Origin of the sequence: Methanocella sp. MCL-LM (genome assembly GCF_049676595.1) — an archaeon.
GTDB lineage: Archaea > Halobacteriota > Methanocellia > Methanocellales > Methanocellaceae > Methanocella_A.
Window position 1 is genome coordinate 1,332,071 of record NZ_CP187259.1, and the last position, 16,606, is coordinate 1,348,676.

Sequence of the window (16,606 nt, forward strand, 5' to 3'; positions counted from 1 at the left end):
TAAAAATAACCAAAACTATTTATCGCCCGGTCGATAAAAATTTGCCTCGTAGTCAGGGTTTTTCTCATGGGTGACGGTGCTGGCGTTCCGGGAAGCGACGGGCAGGTACGGGCTGTTTCAGAAGTTGATCACCTGCTGTCTGTTTTAAAATCGGCTCAGGATGCCCAGGTACGCAAGGAGGCTGCCTGGAGGCTGGGGGAGATCGGCGATCCCCGTACTGTGGATGCTTTGATCGCTGCCCTGGACGATCGCAGCATCGCCGTACGGAGAGAAGCTTCCATGGCGCTGGGGAAAATCGGCAAGCCTGCGATCGATGCGCTGATCGGCACCCTCAAGGACCGGCAGGGATACCGGCAGCGGAACGCGGCGGAGTCTCTCGGCTGGATCAGCGATTCCCGGGCCGTCCAGGCCTTGATCGAGGTGCTCACCGGCGAGGAGTGGTACGTCCGGCGGGAAGCGGCCTGCGCCCTGGGGAGAATCCAGGACCCGGCGGCCATCGAGCCGGTTAAGCGAGCGGTTAGCGATCCTGACCCGAGGGTACGCAGAGAAGCGATATGGGCGCTGGGGAAAATCGGTTGTGACGGCTGCCAGGAGTTACTGGCAGTGGCAGAGACCGATGCGGATGAAAGCGTCCGCCACGCGGCAGCCGGGGCATTGAGAAAACTCGCAGGGGCAGAGCCGGCACGCCGTATCAGTCTTCCAGTACCGGTAGCAAAACCTGCTGTCCGGCAGGAAATCCCGGCCGCACAGGTTCAGCACTGGATAAAACAGCTTGCGGGCGACGATGTTTCGGCCTGCGTAATCGCCGCGGCCAGGCTGGGGGAGATCGGCGATTTACAGGCAGTAGAACCTCTTGTCGCTCTGACGGGCGACGCGGATGAGCGGGTGAGGCAGGCGAGTGTCAGTGCACTGGGGGCAATTCGCGATATGCGAGCGACTCCGGCAGTCCTCAGGATGCTGAAAGACGAGTCCCCTCAGGTCCGGTGCCGGGCTGCTGCCGCCCTTGGCGAGATCGGCGACCTCCGGGCGGTGCAGCCTCTGATCCAGGCTCTCGGAGATCCGGGAAGCGAAGTAAGAGCACATGCTGCGGCCTCTCTGGGCTTGCTGGGAGATCAGCGGGCAGCAGAGGCACTGAGGGCCGGCATGAGCGATAGCAGCCAGCGCGTACGCGAGGAAGCGGCCTGGGCTGCCGACGCCCTGATCACCGGGAAAAGTCCGCTGCCGGCCGGCGAGGGCGGCCGGAAAACAGGCTGAGATCACGCGGGGTACAGCTTTGGCCGGGACTAATGGCGACGTACTACTCATTACTTGCGACAGCGCGGAGGTCGCCGTCGTCGGAGAGGCTTTAGCTCAGGCCGGGCTTGGCTACGGGCAGGCTGCCGATGTTGCGGCTGCGGGCCTTCTGGCCGCAACCACGCCTTTCGATGCAGTACTGCTGGGCAGCGACAAATCTGTGTCAGATGCGATAGCCTTTTTAAAGAGCTCCGGCACCAGGGTGCCAGTCCTGGTGATGTCCGGTGCCGGAAAGAGCGACATGCCTGTTGAAGCCATCAAGTATGTGCTCTCAGGGGCACTGGTTCAGGTAGCCGGGCTTCGGGACCCTGGTAGCGGGGCAGTCGCCACCATCCTGGAGCTGATATCCCGGAACCGCACCAGCAACCTCGGCGCCAGGCTGCAGGATGAAGTGAGCAAGCTGTCTTATATTGCCGATACCTTTTCCGAGTGCCTGCTGATGATCGACAGGGCCGCGACGATCGTATACGCTAACCGGGCCTGCCACGAGAAATACGAGTACTCGCGCGGGGCCCTCAAAAACTGTAACATTTCCGGGCTGCTGGCAGGCCCGGAAGATTTCGCGAGGCTTAAGGAGCTGATACGTGTCACTCGCCCCGGGGGATCGAACACAGAGCTAACAACTGTGACCCGGAGCGGCCAGAAACTTCTCTCGCTGGCAGTCATCACGCCCCGGTCTGACGATGCCGGAACCGTTTTCGCCTACGTTATCCTCCTGCAGGATATCACCGACAGCCGGTATGCAGAGAGCCGGCTGCAGCGCCGCATCTCCGCGTTGACCAGCCCGGCTGCAGGCCTTTCCTCACTCGATTTCAGAGACCTGATCACAGACCCGGAAATCCAGATGCTGCAGGACACGATGGCTGCTGCCATGGGCGTGTCTGCAGTAATCGTAACCTCTGACGGGACGCCGCTGAACCGCAGCAGCAACGTAACGTTACTCTGTTCCAGCCTTGCCCGCGCGGGCAGCGGCCCTGCACAGAGGTGCAGTAAGTGTATCGCCGATCTGGCAGGGCGGGCTGATACAGGTCAGCAGACCCGCTGTACCTGCCCATGCACTGGCATGGTCGAAGTAGCCATACCTATGGTGGTCAACGAGGAACCGGCTGCCTTCTGGATCATCGGCCAGGTGAGCCTCGGGGAGCCTGCCCGGGAAAAGCTCCAGGGTCTCCTGGCGGACCAGGGTATTCCCCCGGGCGAGGCCAGGAACCTGATTGCAGGTATGCCCCGGATGACCGTGCACCAGCTTAACCAGATCGTGGCGACTTTCAGCATGGTGGCCGATAAAGTGACCCGGCTGGCGGTGCAGAACCTCCAGCAGGGGAAGTACATCAACGAGCGTAACATCGCGCTGGAAGAGCTGCAGCGGAGCGAGCAGCGGCTGCAGGAAATGAGCTATCGCGACGGGCTGACGGGCTTGCACAACCGGATGTTCTTCGAGCGGGAGATGGGACGCCTCGGAAGCGATGTGACCACATTTCCGGTCAGCTTCGTAGCGGCAGACGTTGACGGGCTCAAGCTTATCAACGACACGCTGGGCCACGCCGCCGGGGATCAGCACCTCCAGATAGCGGGCCGCATGCTCTCGGGTGTATTCTCCGCATCCGGAGCTGTCTGCCGGATCGGTGGCGACGAGTTCTGCGTTTTGCTGCCGGGCTGCGACGAGGCGGCCGCAGGACAGAAGCTGGAGCGACTCCGGGAAGAAATCCGGCACCACAACGAAAGCCAGCCGGGCTGTCCTGTAAGTATCTCTGCCGGCATAGCAACCACCAACCCCGGCGAGAGCCTGTATGACGCCTATAAGCGGGCAGACCGGATGATGTACGAGCACAAGATGAAACGGGACGACTACGCCCGGTCGAAGTCCATCGATATGATCCTCCTGTCCCTTTCCGAGCGGGACTATATGGACCACGGCCATACCCGGGTGCTGACGGTGATCGTGGATGCCATGGCCTCCGCGCTGGGGCTCGGCGAGGATGTCCAGGCTAACCTGAAGCTGCTGGCCCGGCTGCACGACCTGGGGAAGATCGGCGTGCCTGACGAGATCGTGATGAAGCCCGGGAAGCTGGACGAGCAGGAGTGGGTGATCATGAGGTCGCATGTGGAGATCGGCGCCAACATCGCCAGCAGGTCCTTCCACATGAACCCGATAGCGCCCCTTATTCGGCATCACCACGAGCGCTACGACGGAACCGGCTACCCGTCCGGCCTCTCCGGCAGCCGGATACCTCTGGAATGCCGGATTATGGCCATCGCCGACTCCTACGATGCCATGATCGCTGACCGGCCTTACCGGAAAGGCCTCAGCGGCGACTACGCGCTGGAGGAGATCATCCGCAATTCTGGCACTCAGTTCGATCCTGAGCTGGTCAAAGTCTTCGCCGGGATCGTCAAGTCCGGCCGGTTATAACCGGCTCGCTGTGGGTTCTTTACTGGTAATTACGAATAGGCAACAAAATCTATTTATCGCCGGGTTAAAAGACTGGTACAAGGGTATATCGAGGGTGTTTACAGTGGGAGATAATTCCTCAGCTTCTGGTACCAGCGAACCTGAAACCATTAGCCGCTTTTTCGACGCGTTGTCCGACGCCGATGTTCTTATCCGCCGGGACGCTGTACGGTCGCTTATCCGGCTGGGACCACAGGCGACGGAGCCCGCTATTGAAGCGCTGCGGCACCAGCACTACGGTACCCGGTGCAGCGCCGCCGAGGCGCTGGGAATCCTCGGCGACCCCCGGGCTGTAGTACCCCTTCTGGGCAGCCTTCGGGATCCCGACGCGAGAGTCCGCCGGGAAGCTGCCCGGGCCCTGGGGAGAATCGGCGATCTTCGGGCCACCTTGGCATTGAAAGCTGCGACGGCCGATGCTGACGGGGCCGTATGCGAGGCAGCTTCGCAAGCTTTGCAGCGGCTTAAACAATCGGCCCTGCCTGCGGAAGCCCTCACGCCAAAGCTCTCGAAGGTGCCGGCCAGTACAGTAGATATCGCTTCCATACTGCCCTTCAACGAGCTGGCCGCCATGGTGCTCGGCCAGGATGCCTATGCCCGGAGAGATGCGGCACTGGCGCTTGGCAGGTCTACAGATCGCAGAGCTATCGATCTTCTCACCCGGGTTCTCGGCACTGACCCGGAACAGACGGTCCGGGCAGCGGCGGCTGAGGCGCTGGGTATCGCCGGCGATACGAGGGCTACCGAGCACCTCATCAAGGCACTCCGGAGCGAGTCGTGGATGGTGCGTAAAAGTGCAGCCGCTGCGCTGGGCAAACTGCGGGACCGCAGAGCCGTAGATGTGCTCATCAGCGCGATGAGCAACTCTAACACGCTCGTCCGGGAAGACGCAGTGCTGGCGCTTGGGGAAATCGGCGACATCAAGGCAGTCGAAGCGCTTTCCACGGCACTAAAGGACGAAGACCCGGACGTCCGGAAGAACGCGAAAATCGCTCTGGAGCACATGACCGAGCACCTGGTTCCGCAGCTCAAAAACGAAGATTCCGGCATGCGGGAGATCGCCGCCGAGCTGCTTGGTAAAATCCAGGACGGCCGGGCCGTGCCGGCTCTCATCGAGGCGCTGCAGGACGATGAGCCTGTAGTCAGAGAAAACGCAGCAGAGTCCCTGGGGCGCATTGGGGATAAACAGGCCGTCGAGCCTCTTATCCGCATGCTCGGCGACAGCCGGGGTTATGTCCGCAAGGACGCCGCCCGGGCGCTGGGCATGCTGAAAGATAACCGTGCTGTCGAGCCCCTAATCCGGGCGCTGGGTGACACCAACTGGTTCGTCCGCAAAGACTCCGCGTGGGCTTTAGGGGAAATTGGCAGCGATCTCGCCGTCAAGCCCCTCATGGCCATGCTCCGCGACGACGACCCCGGCGTCCGGGACACCGCCATCAAAGCTCTCCAGAAGTACAAGAACGTCAACCTCAGCTTCATCCAGCTCAGAAAACGCGGGACTTGAATACTCCGTCGCTATGGTTATTCACCACAAAGGTACAAAGAACACAAAGACTGGAAACCACGGCGGCACGGCTCCTTTATTCTGGCAACTGGAAACCAGATGTTTGAACCACGGCGGCACAGCGGCACGGAGACAGTACGATCTACTACAACCAGGTGGTAAATAGAACCACGGCGGCACGGCTCCTTTATTCTGGCAACTGGAAACCAGATGTTTGAACCACGGCGGCACAGCGGCACGGAGACAGTACGATCTACTACAACCAGGTGGTAAATAGAACCACGGCGGCACGGCGACACAGAGACAAATGCGATGCCGTAGCAGAGTACTCCGTTTTAGTCCACGGCGACACAGAGACAGCCCATTAACCAATAACCGTTTACTGGCCATGTGTTTCCATATATCCTTATGATCACTTGATAGGTAACTACTTTCTATAGTGATTCATAGTTTCTCCAGTGTAGTAACAATAGACGGATTGTCGCCGTGCCGTTAGCACGCCGTGTCGCCGTGGATCAATAAAAAAAGAAGCCTTGCCCTTCGGATACGGGTTGTCTCTGTGTCGCTGTGCCGCCGTGGTTTAAATAACCATCCTGCTATCGTTTCTCGCATTGTCCCGTGCCGCCGTGTCGCCGTGGTTAGAACATCCGGTTTCCAGTTGTCAGAATGACGAGCTGTGCCGCCGTGGTTCAAATCCTAAGTGGCACTGTCGGGGCTGAATCGTTACTCCGACTGCGATAATAAACTTGTTGTGAAAAGAGAATGAGCAGCCCATCAAAGGGCTGCATCTACACTATGCTTATTCCTTTGGCTGCTCTGCGGGGGTGGCGGTCTCCGGGGCCGGGGTCGAGGCCGGGGCGGCCTGGACTGCGGCTACGGCGGGCCTGTAGACGAGCTCGGACTTGCCGATCTCGACCCTGCGCAGCGGGTAGATGTTCTTGGTGTTCTTGTAGATCTCGGAGGCTACCTTGCCGGTGACGACCTCGTTGACGAAGTCGGTGAAGCCGAGCTCTGCGCCGCGCTTGTTGACCACGTCGAGCATGATCTGGCGGATGCTCTCGATCTGGCTGGTGCGGGCCCTCTTGACGGTTAAGACGATGGGCTTGACCCTGACCTTGAAGCCGTCCTTGGTGGTGACGACGACGTTGGCGTCGATCTTGGAGGTCCTCCTCTTCACGAGGGAGCGCATGTAGTCCCTGGTCAGCTCGTGGCCGAGGTAGGACGTGTAAGCGCTGTTGCCGCCGATCTCGTCGATCCTGAAAATCATCTTGATGTTCTGCTTGGTCCAGTCGCCGGTGACGTCGCCGAGGGTGGATTCCATGATCCTGCCGATCATCTTGCCGGGCTCGTCTGCGAGAGTCTCGCCGATGTTGGCCCTGTTGAACTCTGCGGGTGCGATGACCTGGTACCAGTTCTTTGCGCGGAAGGCGTCAACCTTCTTGCCTGCTTTTCTCGCCATAATTATCTCCTCGTATAGTGTTAAGGGTGACTTCAGATGCGGCCCGAAGACCGTAAAGCCACAACCGCGTTGCGCCCCAATCTGGCGATTGAGACGTAGCTGTGCCATTGCTGGCACCGTCCGATGGTTAACCCGGACGTTTCACACTAATCAAAAACAACGAAACGATGCTTTGATTGGCGCGCTGGAATAATAGATATCTGAAGGTGTATATATCTGTATCCCATCCGGGGGCTAAAAAATGGGCCCGCCGGGCGATGCATGTCTACCACTACCGGGGCAGCGCTACTGCTTCGAGCGATCTGCTGTTCTTATATCCCCGAAGAAGTTCATCATAGAGTACTTCACCTTCTCGGGCTTCACATCGATGAACTCTTTGCGCTCGTAGTCGGGGAACTGCATGTGGATGGAATACCGTTTGAGCTTCACGACCGAGGTGTGGGTAAACCGGGCATCGGCGAGGACTCGGACGCCATAGTCTGCCGGAGACCGTACTACTCTGCCGCAGGCCTGTCTGATGCGCCTGATTGTGGGGTAGAGGACGCCGTAGTCCCAGCCTTTGCCCGGGCCGAACTTTTCGTCGTACGCCCGCTGGATGGCCTTCGTGCGGTCGTTCAGGTTCGGGAACCCGATGCCGACGATGACTACGGTGCGGCACCGGTCGAACTTGTAGTCGACGCCTTCGGTCAGGGTGCCCCAGAGATAGGTGATCAGCACTGCCTTTTTGCCGTCCTCGCCGTGGCGGAAGAATTCCAGCTTGGTATCCTGGGCCGAGATGCCCGCCTCGTCCACGAAGACCGGCACGTCAAGGTTGAGCATGCCAGCGTACTTCCGGGCTTCCCCGCTGCTGGGGAAGAAGATGAGCACGTTGCCTTCCGATTTTTCTACTACATCCCTCAGCAGCCCGACGATGGCGTTGACTGTCCCGGGCTCATCCCGGTTTTTGGCAAACTGGGGGGCGATGTCCACGGAGAGCGTGCGCCGGCGCTCCGGCGGGTAGGTGGTGCCGAAGGTGATCTCTTCAGTCGGCCTTTCTATGCCCAGCGTAGCCTTCACCATCTCGAACGGTTTCAAAGTGGCCGACATGAGGACTGCGCCGAAAGCTCCGTTGAGCAGCGGCTTCGTCACGTCTGTGGGTATGCAGCAGAACATCTCGATGCGTCCGTTGATGTCTCCTTCCCTGGAGCGGCGCACGTTGAGCACGGGGTAGTAGTCCGTCTGGTCGGACCGGTCGAAATAGGTCAGCATAAAGGACGATACGGCCAGCAGTGACGACGTCTTCCGTGCCTCCGATTTGCCTTCCTTGAACTCCTTCCTGAAGCGGTCGTCGAGGTCCAGCCCTTTGTCGATGGCTTCTTCCAGCAGCTTGCGGTAGTCGATGCCCCTTACTTTAAGCTCCTGCAGCAGCTTCTGCCGGAGCAGGTCTTCTCCGCCCTGCGGGTCCCTGATGGTGATGTCTACCCACGCATGGCCCAGGCGCTCTGCCTCGCCGAAGCCGAACTTCGACTCATAGGTGCTGCGGACGGTCTTCTTCAACAGGAAGAGGAAATACTCGATATCGTCTTTCCGGGGGCTTTTTATGGATGCGGCTTCTCCGATGGCCTTGTCCATGGCATACTCCGAGAGCGTGACCGACGAGTGGGACCGGGCCTGCTGTTCCAGGTTGTGGGCTTCGTCGAAGATCAGGATGGCGGTTTCGAGGTCGCAGCCCGCCCAGCCTAAAAAGCGGGAGGCGATGTCCGGGTCGAGCAGGTGGTGGTAGTTACAGATGATCAGCTCTGAGTCTTTCATGCACCGCTTGAGCATCTCGTAGCCGCACTGGCCGTCTTCCATAGACCTGACGGCGATCTCTTCCGGCGTCCTTACGCCGGCGAATAGCCATTCTCTGAAGTTCTCGTTCTCGTTCATCAGGACTTCTCGCAGGTAGCTGCAGGACCGCTTCTTCAGGCCTGACAGCTTCTCCTCAGCCTTGCGGATTTCGCCGAGCAGCCCTTCGCGAACGTCTGCATAGCTCCTGTCAGTCCTGATCTTGGCCATCGCCTCTTTCTCTCTCAGCCGCAGGTCGGCCAGATCACGCTCGACCTCGAGCAGCTCGTAAGTATTCTCCCGCAGCACCGAGCATTCTTCGTAGTCCTTTTCCAGCGGGCACATGTGGGCTTTACCCTTTACCACAATCGCCTTGATGTTCGACGCTGCCCTGATCTCCCGGGCTTCTTCGATGAACTGGTCCATCTGCTGGTGGACGTTGGTGGCGATGACCACTTTCTTACCCAGCTTTCTGCCTATGGCCAGCGCCGGAGCCAGCGCTGAAAGCGTCTTGCCGGTGCCGCAGGCGCCCTCGAAGAGCACGAGTTTGCCGGTCAGAAGCGCGTTGTAAATCCGATCCATGGCCTCTCGCTGGTTCGGGTAAAAGGCCGGCTTCGGGAAGAACTGCTGGTATTCGGCTGCCATGGCTGGTAAAATCCTTATAGCAGCTTGTATGGTGCATTACCTATTTAACCATGAGACTGGTGCAGTGAAAGTATTCTTTATTCTCGAGTATCTGCTCTCTCAACCCGAAAGTTATTTAATTGTTCGTAATAAACAGAACAATCATGCCTAAATGGGTTTGTACCGTATGTGGGACGGAGCACCAGGTGCTCTGTACGCCCGGCAGATGTCACGCTTATCACAACCACGGCTCCTGTGCTCCGGCGAAGTGCAAGGGCTGCGGGGCGCCGAGAGAAAAGATGCTCATGGGCGGACTTCCTCCCGGAAAGCTCCCTGAGCGCCCCGAGATGGCTGTGCACTTGAAGCCGCAGGGACCGCCGGCTTAACCGCGGGTAAGGCCCCGGGCGAATTGCCCGGTCTTAACATATTTTTCTTATCCGTGATCTGAACGTCCATCCAGTCTATGTTATGGTAAACTTATTGGAGTAGCAGGTGAATCTTATCTTGATGAAAATACTCGCCCTATCGGATACGCACCTGTCCTGTCCGCTGCCCCGGGAACTGCTGGAGCTCGCAGGCAAGGCTGATATCGTAGTCCACGCAGGGGACTTCAACACGCTGGAAGCTTACGAGTCGCTGAAGAGCGGCAGCAAGCGTCTCGTCGCAGTCCACGGCAACTCGGATACCCCCGCACTGCGGGACCTGCTGCCGGAGAGCGAGCGGTTTGTAGTAGACGGAATACGCTTCGGAGTAGTCCACAGCGGCAAGCACACCTCTGACCTGACCAACATGAGGTACCTTGCCCTGGAGCTGGAAGTGGACGTGCTGATCTTCGGTCACATTCACCGGCCGCTCATCGATCAGAGCGACGTGCTGCTCGTGTGTCCCGGAAGCCCGACGCATCCCCGCATGTCAGACCCTTCGGTAGTAGAGCTTACTGTTGAGGGCGGAAAAATCTCGGGCAGCATCGAAAAAGTTTCGTCGGGCGACGTCTGCGGCTACCTGACTTTTGCCAGATCTATAAAAGGTTAGTTTTCCCCGGTGTCCAGGGTGGTCTGCGAGGTGAACTCGATGCCTCTGTTGGCACCGTAGAACGCTCTTTTAGTCACGTTATATCTGCTTCTGATCTGCTCTGCGACGTTCGTTCTGACGACGATGATCTTGTCCCTGAACGAGTCCCGGCCGCTCAGGTGTTGCAGACCGCTAAAACAGTCCCTGACCTTCTCGGCATTCAGCAGAGACAGGTACTGCTCGACAGAAACGATGTAGTACTTTTCAGGCGCCTTCATCGGCAATTCCATATCCATACCCCGGTAAACCGTTATAACGAACTTATGCTATAAGTAGCTGACCCCCTCATCTTGAAGGGTCAGATGACCTTGCCTGCTTAGTGGAATCAGATGACTCTCTCACTCGTATTTAAATAACGGCCTTCTAACCCGCTGCCTGTTCGTTTAAAAATGGGTCGTTTAACAATATTGAGGCCATCTATTTCCCGATAAGCCAAAGAAATTAAAATATAAAATACTAACATATAAATAAAGGGCTGCTTAAATTGATATGGTCAGAATGCGAACGCTGGTGATTGAGCTAGATGACGAAGTCTCCGCATGGGTAGAGCGGAGGCGCGGCCGGATGAAGCCTGAAGAGTTTGCCAGCCGGGCTCTTCGGGAATACGCGGCGATTGATGAGAAGGGGATAGCAGTCCGGTTCGCCCGGGTCCACGAGGAGATGGCCGATCAGCTCGACGAGCTGCAGCAGCGTATCCGGAGGCTGGACGAAGGCATCCGGGCCAGCCCCGCGATGCCCGTGAAAGAAACAGGCAAGGCTTCGATATATTTATATCGCGGACGGGGAAAGTAAGTAGCGATGGTCATCACATATGTGCTGGATACGTCCGCCTTCATTTACGGCACTATCCCGGGCGACGGCGAGATCGTGACGACGCCGGGGGTTTACGGCGAAGTAAAAGATGAGCAGTCGAAGCTGCGGCTCGATATGCTGGAGGGGCTTCGGGTAATATCGCCGGAAGCCGAGTACGTCCAGGCTATCGCTAAGCTGGCCGGGGCTACGGGTGATGACCAGCGGCTGTCTGCGACAGATCGGGACCTGCTTGCCCTGGCACTGCAGGAAAAAACTGCGGGAAAGGATGTCGAGCTGCTCTCCGATGACTATTCCGTCCAGAACATCGCCCGCAAGGCGGGCCTGCGCATCCGGGCGCTGCGGCAGAAAAAAAGCAAGTATGGCATCGTCTGGGAAATGCGCTGCATCGGCTGTGGCAGAGCCTACCGGGAAGGCGGGAAGGCAAGCCCGGAAGGCGGTACGTGCGAAGTGTGCGGATCGCCCCTGAGGCAGAAAAAACGATTCGCTACGAGGAGTAAGTGACATGAAGAACGTTAACGACCTTATCGAGAAAGCGATCGAGCTCAGGAACCGAGGTCTCCGCTCCGGCGAGATCGCCGACGAGCTGAACATCTCCCGGGAGACGGCCACCTGGCTGCTCACCCGCGCCAAGAAGGAGACTACCGGAGCACAGGCGCCCAAGGACATCTTCATCGACTGGAGTACCATAGGCAAGAGTTCGAGCCGGCTCATGCTCATCGCCACCTGCATGGCGGACATGGTCGAGGAGGTCCTTAATGAGATGGACACCAACGTAGATGTCGTAGTCGGCATCGCCCTGAGCGGGGTGCCGCTCGCTAACGTGGTGGCCTACCAGTATGGCGTTGATCTGGCTGTCATTCACCCGGGCAAACACAGGTCTGAAGAAGCGGGCAAACACCACCAGACCCAGGCGACCGTAAGCGAAAATTACGCGGACGTCAAGGGGAAGCGGTGCGTCATCGTCGACGACGTGATCACCACTGGCTCCACGATGGAAGAGACCATCAAGCTCATCGAAGACCAGGGCGGGGAAGCCGTGGCCATCGCGGTGATCATCGACAAGCACGGGGCGGATACCATCAGCAGCGTGCCTGTCAAGCACCTGATCCGCATCGGCAGAGTCGACTGAGCTTTTTAGAAAGGATGTCGGCGCAGCACCGGCATCGGACTGTTTTTCCGCGGCTTAGAAAAACTGGATGACCGCTTTGACGACCTCGCTCCCGCGCCGGTCGAACTCTTTGTAGGCCTGGGGCGCATCGCCGATCTTTATGTGGTCTGTAACGATCGCGCCGGGGCTGGCTTTTCCCGCGATGATCTGGTCCCGGAGGAACCCCTGGAAGCGCTTTACCGGAGTCTGGCCGGTGCCTATCTGCAGCCCTTTCTCCCACATCAGGCCCCAGGGCATCATGATCATCCCGTGCTTCTCAGCCTCCGTCTTCCCCAGCGGATCGCTCATCGTGTAGACGCCTACGATCCCCAGTGTCGCTGTAAAATTGGCCACCCGCGCCATGTCTATCAGCACCTGGTTGGGCTTGAACTGGTCCGGGTTCTGCCTGTCGTAGGCCTGGTAGCCCACCGCGTCGATCACGCAGTCCACGCCTCGGAGCATCTTGTCCTCGCCGTACCTCATCGCCTCGTGTAGCGGCTGCATGGTCTTCAGGTGTTCCTGTATCTGCAGCACAGGGTCTCCTTTGAGGAAGTTGATCGGTACGGCACCTAGCGACATCGCCATCTCCAATCGCTTTTTGTCCTTGTCCACGATGTAGACGACCGGGGCACCCCTCATGATCGCGCTGTGGACGCACAGCAGCCCTACAGGCCCTGCGCCGAAGATGGCCAGAGTTTTACCGGGGGCTACCTGGGCAAGTTCGGTCGCATAGTACGCCGTGGGGAAGATATCCGCCAGCATCAGGAAGTTATCCTCGTTGCTGTCGCCCGGGCGGCCTGGCAGCTTCAGGCAGGCCCAGTCGCCGTGGGGAACCCTGATAAACTCTGCCTGGGCACCTCTGTACGGGCCCATGTGGGCGTACCCGTAGGCTGCGCCCGGGTTGTTTGCATTCATCGTCAGGCAGGCGTTAGTGAAGCCGCGAATGCAGTTGAAGCACTGACCGCAGGCAATGTTAAAGGGGACTACCACTCTGTCACCCTCTTTCACCAGCCTCACCGCATCGCCGACCTCCTCAACCACTCCCATTGGCTCGTGGCCGAACACAACGCCCGGCTGGGCATCTGTATGTCCGTCGTACATGTGCAGATCGCTGCCACAGATGGCGCTGCTGGTCAGCCGTAAAATGACGTCTGTCGGATGTTCGATTTGGGGCCGGGGGATGTCCTTTACCGCAACGCTTCCCGGGCCCGTATACACAACTGCTTCCATGATCTCAACTCACCATGCCAAGATCATAAAAATCAGCATTATAACATTTGCAGAATTTGTTTACTGCCCTCCGGGCTCAGCGCGCAGTTTAAATCGGTATCGTGCTGTCCATCAAGCCGTGAATCACCTGCCTGTAAAATTGCATAGATGCAACTGGGCACATGCCAGCCCGGCCAATATTTAAAAGTCGCGGTTCATTACAGGTTGCAGGGCAGTAGCACGATGAATTTACTGCCTTTCGTATGGCTGTCAGGTACCCTGTTTTCCACCCATACCTTGCCATGATAGTAGTTTACCAGTGTGCGGACGATGTAGAGGCCGAACCCTCTTCGTTCGGCTTTTTGTCGAATTTCCTGCGCAGACATGAATATCTTTTTCTTCAGCGGGTCAGGAATGCCCGGGCCATTGTCTGATATGGCGATCTGGTAATACTCTTGTCCTTCCAGCGCGACCCGGCTGACGGCGATCTCCACTACCACGGGGCCGGCCGAGTGCCTTATTGCATTATCGATCAGGTTTTCGAAAACATCCTTGAGCATATCCCCGGCGATCACGTGGCAACAGGGGCAGAGGCGGGCATTAAAAGTCACTTTGCTGTCCGGCACCTCCGAGTACTCCGAGACGACCTCCGACAGTAACTCGCATAGGTTAACCCTGTTTAGGGGAACGTTTTGAGCTTCTATCTCAGTGAGCTTCTTCACGTTGCTGATCATCCTGGAGCTCCTGTTGATGATCTCGATCGACCTCTCGGCCAGCTCTTTTTCGCCGCTCTCCTGCTTCTGCGTGGCTTTTATCAACTCCAGGTACCCCATCAGCGCCTGGTTCATGTTGGTGATGTCGTGGCTCATCAAGTCCAGGTAGAGCTCCGCCTTGGCTTTTGCATCCTGGATCCCCGATATGGCTTGCTTGCGCTCCGTAATATCTATGGCCATCTCGAACCGGGCATCTCTGCCATCAGGCCATCTGATGATTCTGTCTACAATCCAGAAGTCTTTATTTATCACTGGATTGTGGTATTCCCAGTAATACGGCTTACCCTTATCCCTGAGAATGATCGCGTTGGTGCAAAAATCGCAAGGCGATGCCCTGTCCTGGAATTCCCGGAAGCATTTTCCCCCTATGATGCTTTTCTTAAACCTTTCCCGGGTCCACCGGTTCGCGAACAGAACCTCGTAGGTATACGGGTCAGCTACGTAGATTAGTTCGTCGATGCTGTCGAAGATGGACAGGAGCTGATCGTGCTCGAACTTCAGCGCTTCCTCCGCACGCTTCTGTTCGGTAATGTCATTTCCGGCGCCCAGCACGCCGATCACCCGTCCCTCGGCATCGCGCAGGGGAACTTTGTTGGTGGCAAACCACCTGTTTTTACCATCTGCGCAGTGTATCATCTCGACGATGTTTAACCTGGGTTTACCGCTAGATATGACCTGTCGATCGTCGGCGTGGTATTCATCTACCTGCTCTTTTATCCAGGGCATATCATAGTCGGACTTGCCGGAAATTTCTGCAGGGTCGGCAAAACCCGCTATGGTGGAAAAGTTTCTATTACAGCCGAGATAGACCGAGTTTCTATCTTTCCAGAACACGATGCCCGGGAAATTTTCGAGCATATTCGCCAGAATGATCTGCGTGTGCTCAAACGCTGATTCTTCCAGACTATGCTCCGCAGCAGGCTTGCGAGCATGTTTCGGCCCAGACTTAGGTGGATTCCGCGTCACGAGGGCTCCTTATGACCAATCACTTTCCGATTTGCTAATCCTACTATATTTTACGTTCAACATATAATAAAATTAGTACAGCGTGACAATTGGTATCAGAGCCCGGTATATCCGGTTAAGACAATCAGCTCTCGATGACGCTCTCTATGTCGCCCTTCATGCTGACCTGCTTCAGCCTCTCGATACCCCTTACTTCTTCCACTACTTTAACCACTACCGGGGGCACCAGTTGCTGCCAGTTTTCGTCGGCCAGCATCCTTCGCCTGATCTCGGTGCCGGAGAAGGCGACCCTGTTGTACATGGGCGAGTGCTTCAGCTCGTAGCCCGCCTCGGAAAACAGCCTGGAAACCAGCGGGTTGTTGGAGTAGACACAGGAAAACGGTGGAGTCATCGACTCCACGTGGGACACCCAGATCGCGTTGCGGTAGATGTCGTTGATCGGAATAACGTAGCTGTAGAGGTCAAGTTCCTCCAGGCTGCGGGAGATCATCAGGATGCGCTCGCCCGCCGTAAAAGGGTTCTCCGGCGTATGGCTCTGCTGCGCGCTGCCGATGCCGATGACCAGCTCGTCCGCTTCGCGGGAAATTTCTGAGATAACCTTCAGATGCCCGTTGTGGAACGGCTGAAAGCGGCCGATGTAAAACGCACGCTTGATCTGCGCAGTCTGCCCGTTACCAGAAGCTCTTGCCATGTCACTACCCGGATAAGATAATCGGTCGTTAAGTATTTTAATGTATCACCGGGCTATAATGCACTACATTTAAGTACTAAATGTTTCAACATTTCATGACCCGGGAGGGCGGCGTTTGAACCTCACCAAGTACCGAGATCACCTGATCGGCTTTATCAGCCCTATATCGAGGATTTTTGCCGCTACCGGCATCACGCCCAACCAGATCACGCTGCTCTCCCTCGTCCTCGGGATAGCGGCCGGCGCGTTCTACGGGCTAAACGGCGTCTTCACAGGCGCCGCCTATGCCGGCGCCGCCGCGCTGTTACTATCCGGGCTGCTGGACTTCATCGACGGTGGCGTCGCCCGGATCAACAATAAAGCCTCGAAGTTCGGCGCTGCCATCGACTGGATCGTCGACAAGTACGTCGACTGTATCGTGCTGCTGGGCATCGGCCTCGGCGGCATGGTCGACATGCGGCTTGTTGTCATCGCCATCATCGGCTCGATGATCAACACTTTCATCAAGCCCGTCGTCTACGCGGAGATCGGCTACCAGCAGAAGCACGACGGCAAGATCAAAGACCCCCTCGAAGGCATCGGCATCTTCGGCCGGCCCGAGACCGTCATCACCCTCATCGTCTTCTCGTGCCTCAGCGCCTTCACCTTCTTCGGCTACAGCGCGATGACTATCGCCGTCGCTATCGTGGCAATCGGGACCAACCTTTCGGCTCTCCAGCGAGTGTTATACCTGTACTGGAACCGGACAAAATTTTAATTCCAACCACAGTGGTACAGAGACAATGGTGAGCTGGGAGGGCG

General features: G+C 57.7%; 15 protein-coding genes. 9 read left to right on the forward strand and 6 right to left on the reverse strand.

Translation table 11 applies throughout. The features are described from left to right. The first annotated feature begins 66 nt into the window (after window positions 1–66). The 3 genes from ACPLPM_RS06625 to ACPLPM_RS06635 all read left to right on the forward strand — a co-directional run bounded on the left by ACPLPM_RS06625 (window position 67) and on the right by ACPLPM_RS06635 (window position 5,246). The gene (locus tag ACPLPM_RS06625) at window positions 67–1,254 is read left to right on the forward strand and encodes a HEAT repeat domain-containing protein (protein WP_424359453.1); all 1,188 of its coding nucleotides are present in this window, start codon (window positions 67–69) and stop codon (window positions 1,252–1,254) included. Between the two features lie 19 nt (window positions 1,255–1,273). Next, on the forward strand, window positions 1,274–3,706 hold the full coding sequence (locus tag ACPLPM_RS06630; protein WP_424359454.1) for an HD domain-containing phosphohydrolase: 2,433 nt from the start codon (window positions 1,274–1,276) through the stop codon (window positions 3,704–3,706). A 103-nt stretch (window positions 3,707–3,809) separates the two neighbouring features. Beyond that, entirely contained in the window at window positions 3,810–5,246 is a 1,437-nt protein-coding gene (locus tag ACPLPM_RS06635) for a HEAT repeat domain-containing protein (RefSeq protein WP_424359455.1), read from the forward strand. 799 nt (window positions 5,247–6,045) lie between these two features. Here ACPLPM_RS06635 and ACPLPM_RS06640 read toward each other — a convergent pair. Continuing rightward, the gene (locus tag ACPLPM_RS06640; protein WP_424359456.1) at window positions 6,046–6,705 is read right to left on the reverse strand and encodes a 30S ribosomal protein S3ae; all 660 of its coding nucleotides are present in this window, start codon (window positions 6,703–6,705) and stop codon (window positions 6,046–6,048) included. 285 nt (window positions 6,706–6,990) lie between these two features. Next, complete coding sequence (locus ACPLPM_RS06645) at window positions 6,991–9,156, reverse strand: ATP-dependent DNA helicase (protein WP_424359457.1); 2,166 nt, start codon at window positions 9,154–9,156, stop codon at window positions 6,991–6,993. 143 nt (window positions 9,157–9,299) lie between these two features. Here ACPLPM_RS06645 and ACPLPM_RS06650 point away from each other — a divergent pair, with 143 nt between their 5' ends. Further along, complete coding sequence (locus ACPLPM_RS06650) at window positions 9,300–9,521, forward strand: hypothetical protein (RefSeq protein ID WP_424359458.1); 222 nt, start codon at window positions 9,300–9,302, stop codon at window positions 9,519–9,521. Between the two features lie 121 nt (window positions 9,522–9,642). Beyond that, complete coding sequence (locus tag ACPLPM_RS06655) at window positions 9,643–10,167, forward strand: metallophosphoesterase (RefSeq protein WP_424359459.1); 525 nt, start codon at window positions 9,643–9,645, stop codon at window positions 10,165–10,167. Here ACPLPM_RS06655 and ACPLPM_RS06660 read toward each other — a convergent pair. Further along, window positions 10,164–10,442 (reverse strand): hypothetical protein, encoded by a 279-nt coding sequence (locus ACPLPM_RS06660; protein ID WP_424359460.1) that lies wholly within the window; start codon window positions 10,440–10,442, stop codon window positions 10,164–10,166. The two genes, ACPLPM_RS06655 and ACPLPM_RS06660, sit on opposite strands and share 4 nt — an antisense overlap. Before the next feature lie 253 nt (window positions 10,443–10,695). On the opposite strand from ACPLPM_RS06660, the gene ACPLPM_RS06665 reads away from it, so the two are divergent. Genes ACPLPM_RS06665 through ACPLPM_RS06675 form a run of 3 tightly spaced genes read left to right on the forward strand, consistent with a single transcriptional unit; the run spans window position 10,696 to window position 12,148 of the window. Then, window positions 10,696–10,998, forward strand: a complete 303-nt coding sequence (locus tag ACPLPM_RS06665; protein ID WP_424359461.1) for a hypothetical protein — start codon at window positions 10,696–10,698, stop codon at window positions 10,996–10,998. A gap of 6 nt (window positions 10,999–11,004) precedes the next feature. Next, complete coding sequence (locus tag ACPLPM_RS06670; protein ID WP_424359462.1) at window positions 11,005–11,520, forward strand: NOB1 family endonuclease; 516 nt, start codon at window positions 11,005–11,007, stop codon at window positions 11,518–11,520. A 1-nt stretch (window position 11,521) separates the two neighbouring features. Continuing rightward, on the forward strand, window positions 11,522–12,148 hold the full coding sequence (locus ACPLPM_RS06675; protein ID WP_424359463.1) for an orotate phosphoribosyltransferase-like protein: 627 nt from the start codon (window positions 11,522–11,524) through the stop codon (window positions 12,146–12,148). A gap of 54 nt (window positions 12,149–12,202) precedes the next feature. On the opposite strand, the gene ACPLPM_RS06680 is transcribed toward ACPLPM_RS06675, so the two are convergent. The 3 genes from ACPLPM_RS06680 to ACPLPM_RS06690 form a co-directional block, all read right to left on the reverse strand. After that, complete coding sequence (locus ACPLPM_RS06680; RefSeq protein ID WP_424359464.1) at window positions 12,203–13,396, reverse strand: glutathione-independent formaldehyde dehydrogenase; 1,194 nt, start codon at window positions 13,394–13,396, stop codon at window positions 12,203–12,205. 197 nt (window positions 13,397–13,593) lie between these two features. Next, window positions 13,594–15,114, reverse strand: a complete 1,521-nt coding sequence (locus ACPLPM_RS06685) for a PAS domain-containing sensor histidine kinase (RefSeq protein WP_424359465.1) — start codon at window positions 15,112–15,114, stop codon at window positions 13,594–13,596. A 124-nt stretch (window positions 15,115–15,238) separates the two neighbouring features. Continuing rightward, a complete protein-coding gene (locus ACPLPM_RS06690) occupies window positions 15,239–15,805 on the reverse strand; it encodes a nicotinamide-nucleotide adenylyltransferase (protein WP_424359466.1) in 567 nt (188 codons plus the stop codon). A 115-nt stretch (window positions 15,806–15,920) separates the two neighbouring features. On the opposite strand from ACPLPM_RS06690, the gene ACPLPM_RS06695 reads away from it, so the two are divergent. Further along, a complete protein-coding gene (locus ACPLPM_RS06695; RefSeq protein ID WP_424359467.1) occupies window positions 15,921–16,562 on the forward strand; it encodes a CDP-alcohol phosphatidyltransferase family protein in 642 nt (213 codons plus the stop codon). Window positions 16,563–16,606: the final 44 nt, after the last annotated feature.

Bases quoted from the DNA above. Each gene is read 5' to 3' on its own strand.
- ACPLPM_RS06625 (WP_424359453.1), top strand. From the start codon at position 67: ATGGGTGACGGTGCTGGCGTTCCGGGAAGCGACGGGCAGGTACGGGCT.
- ACPLPM_RS06640 (WP_424359456.1), bottom strand. From the start codon at position 6,705: ATGGCGAGAAAAGCAGGCAAGAAGGTTGACGCCTTCCGCGCAAAGAAC.
- ACPLPM_RS06645 (WP_424359457.1), bottom strand. From the start codon at position 9,156: ATGGCAGCCGAATACCAGCAGTTCTTCCCGAAGCCGGCCTTTTACCCG.
- ACPLPM_RS06650 (WP_424359458.1), top strand. From the start codon at position 9,300: ATGCCTAAATGGGTTTGTACCGTATGTGGGACGGAGCACCAGGTGCTC.
- ACPLPM_RS06655 (WP_424359459.1), top strand. From the start codon at position 9,643: ATGAAAATACTCGCCCTATCGGATACGCACCTGTCCTGTCCGCTGCCC.
- ACPLPM_RS06660 (WP_424359460.1), bottom strand. From the start codon at position 10,442: ATGGATATGGAATTGCCGATGAAGGCGCCTGAAAAGTACTACATCGTT.
- ACPLPM_RS06665 (WP_424359461.1), top strand. From the start codon at position 10,696: ATGGTCAGAATGCGAACGCTGGTGATTGAGCTAGATGACGAAGTCTCC.
- ACPLPM_RS06670 (WP_424359462.1), top strand. From the start codon at position 11,005: ATGGTCATCACATATGTGCTGGATACGTCCGCCTTCATTTACGGCACT.
- ACPLPM_RS06675 (WP_424359463.1), top strand. From the start codon at position 11,522: ATGAAGAACGTTAACGACCTTATCGAGAAAGCGATCGAGCTCAGGAAC.
- ACPLPM_RS06680 (WP_424359464.1), bottom strand. From the start codon at position 13,396: ATGGAAGCAGTTGTGTATACGGGCCCGGGAAGCGTTGCGGTAAAGGAC.
- ACPLPM_RS06690 (WP_424359466.1), bottom strand. From the start codon at position 15,805: ATGGCAAGAGCTTCTGGTAACGGGCAGACTGCGCAGATCAAGCGTGCG.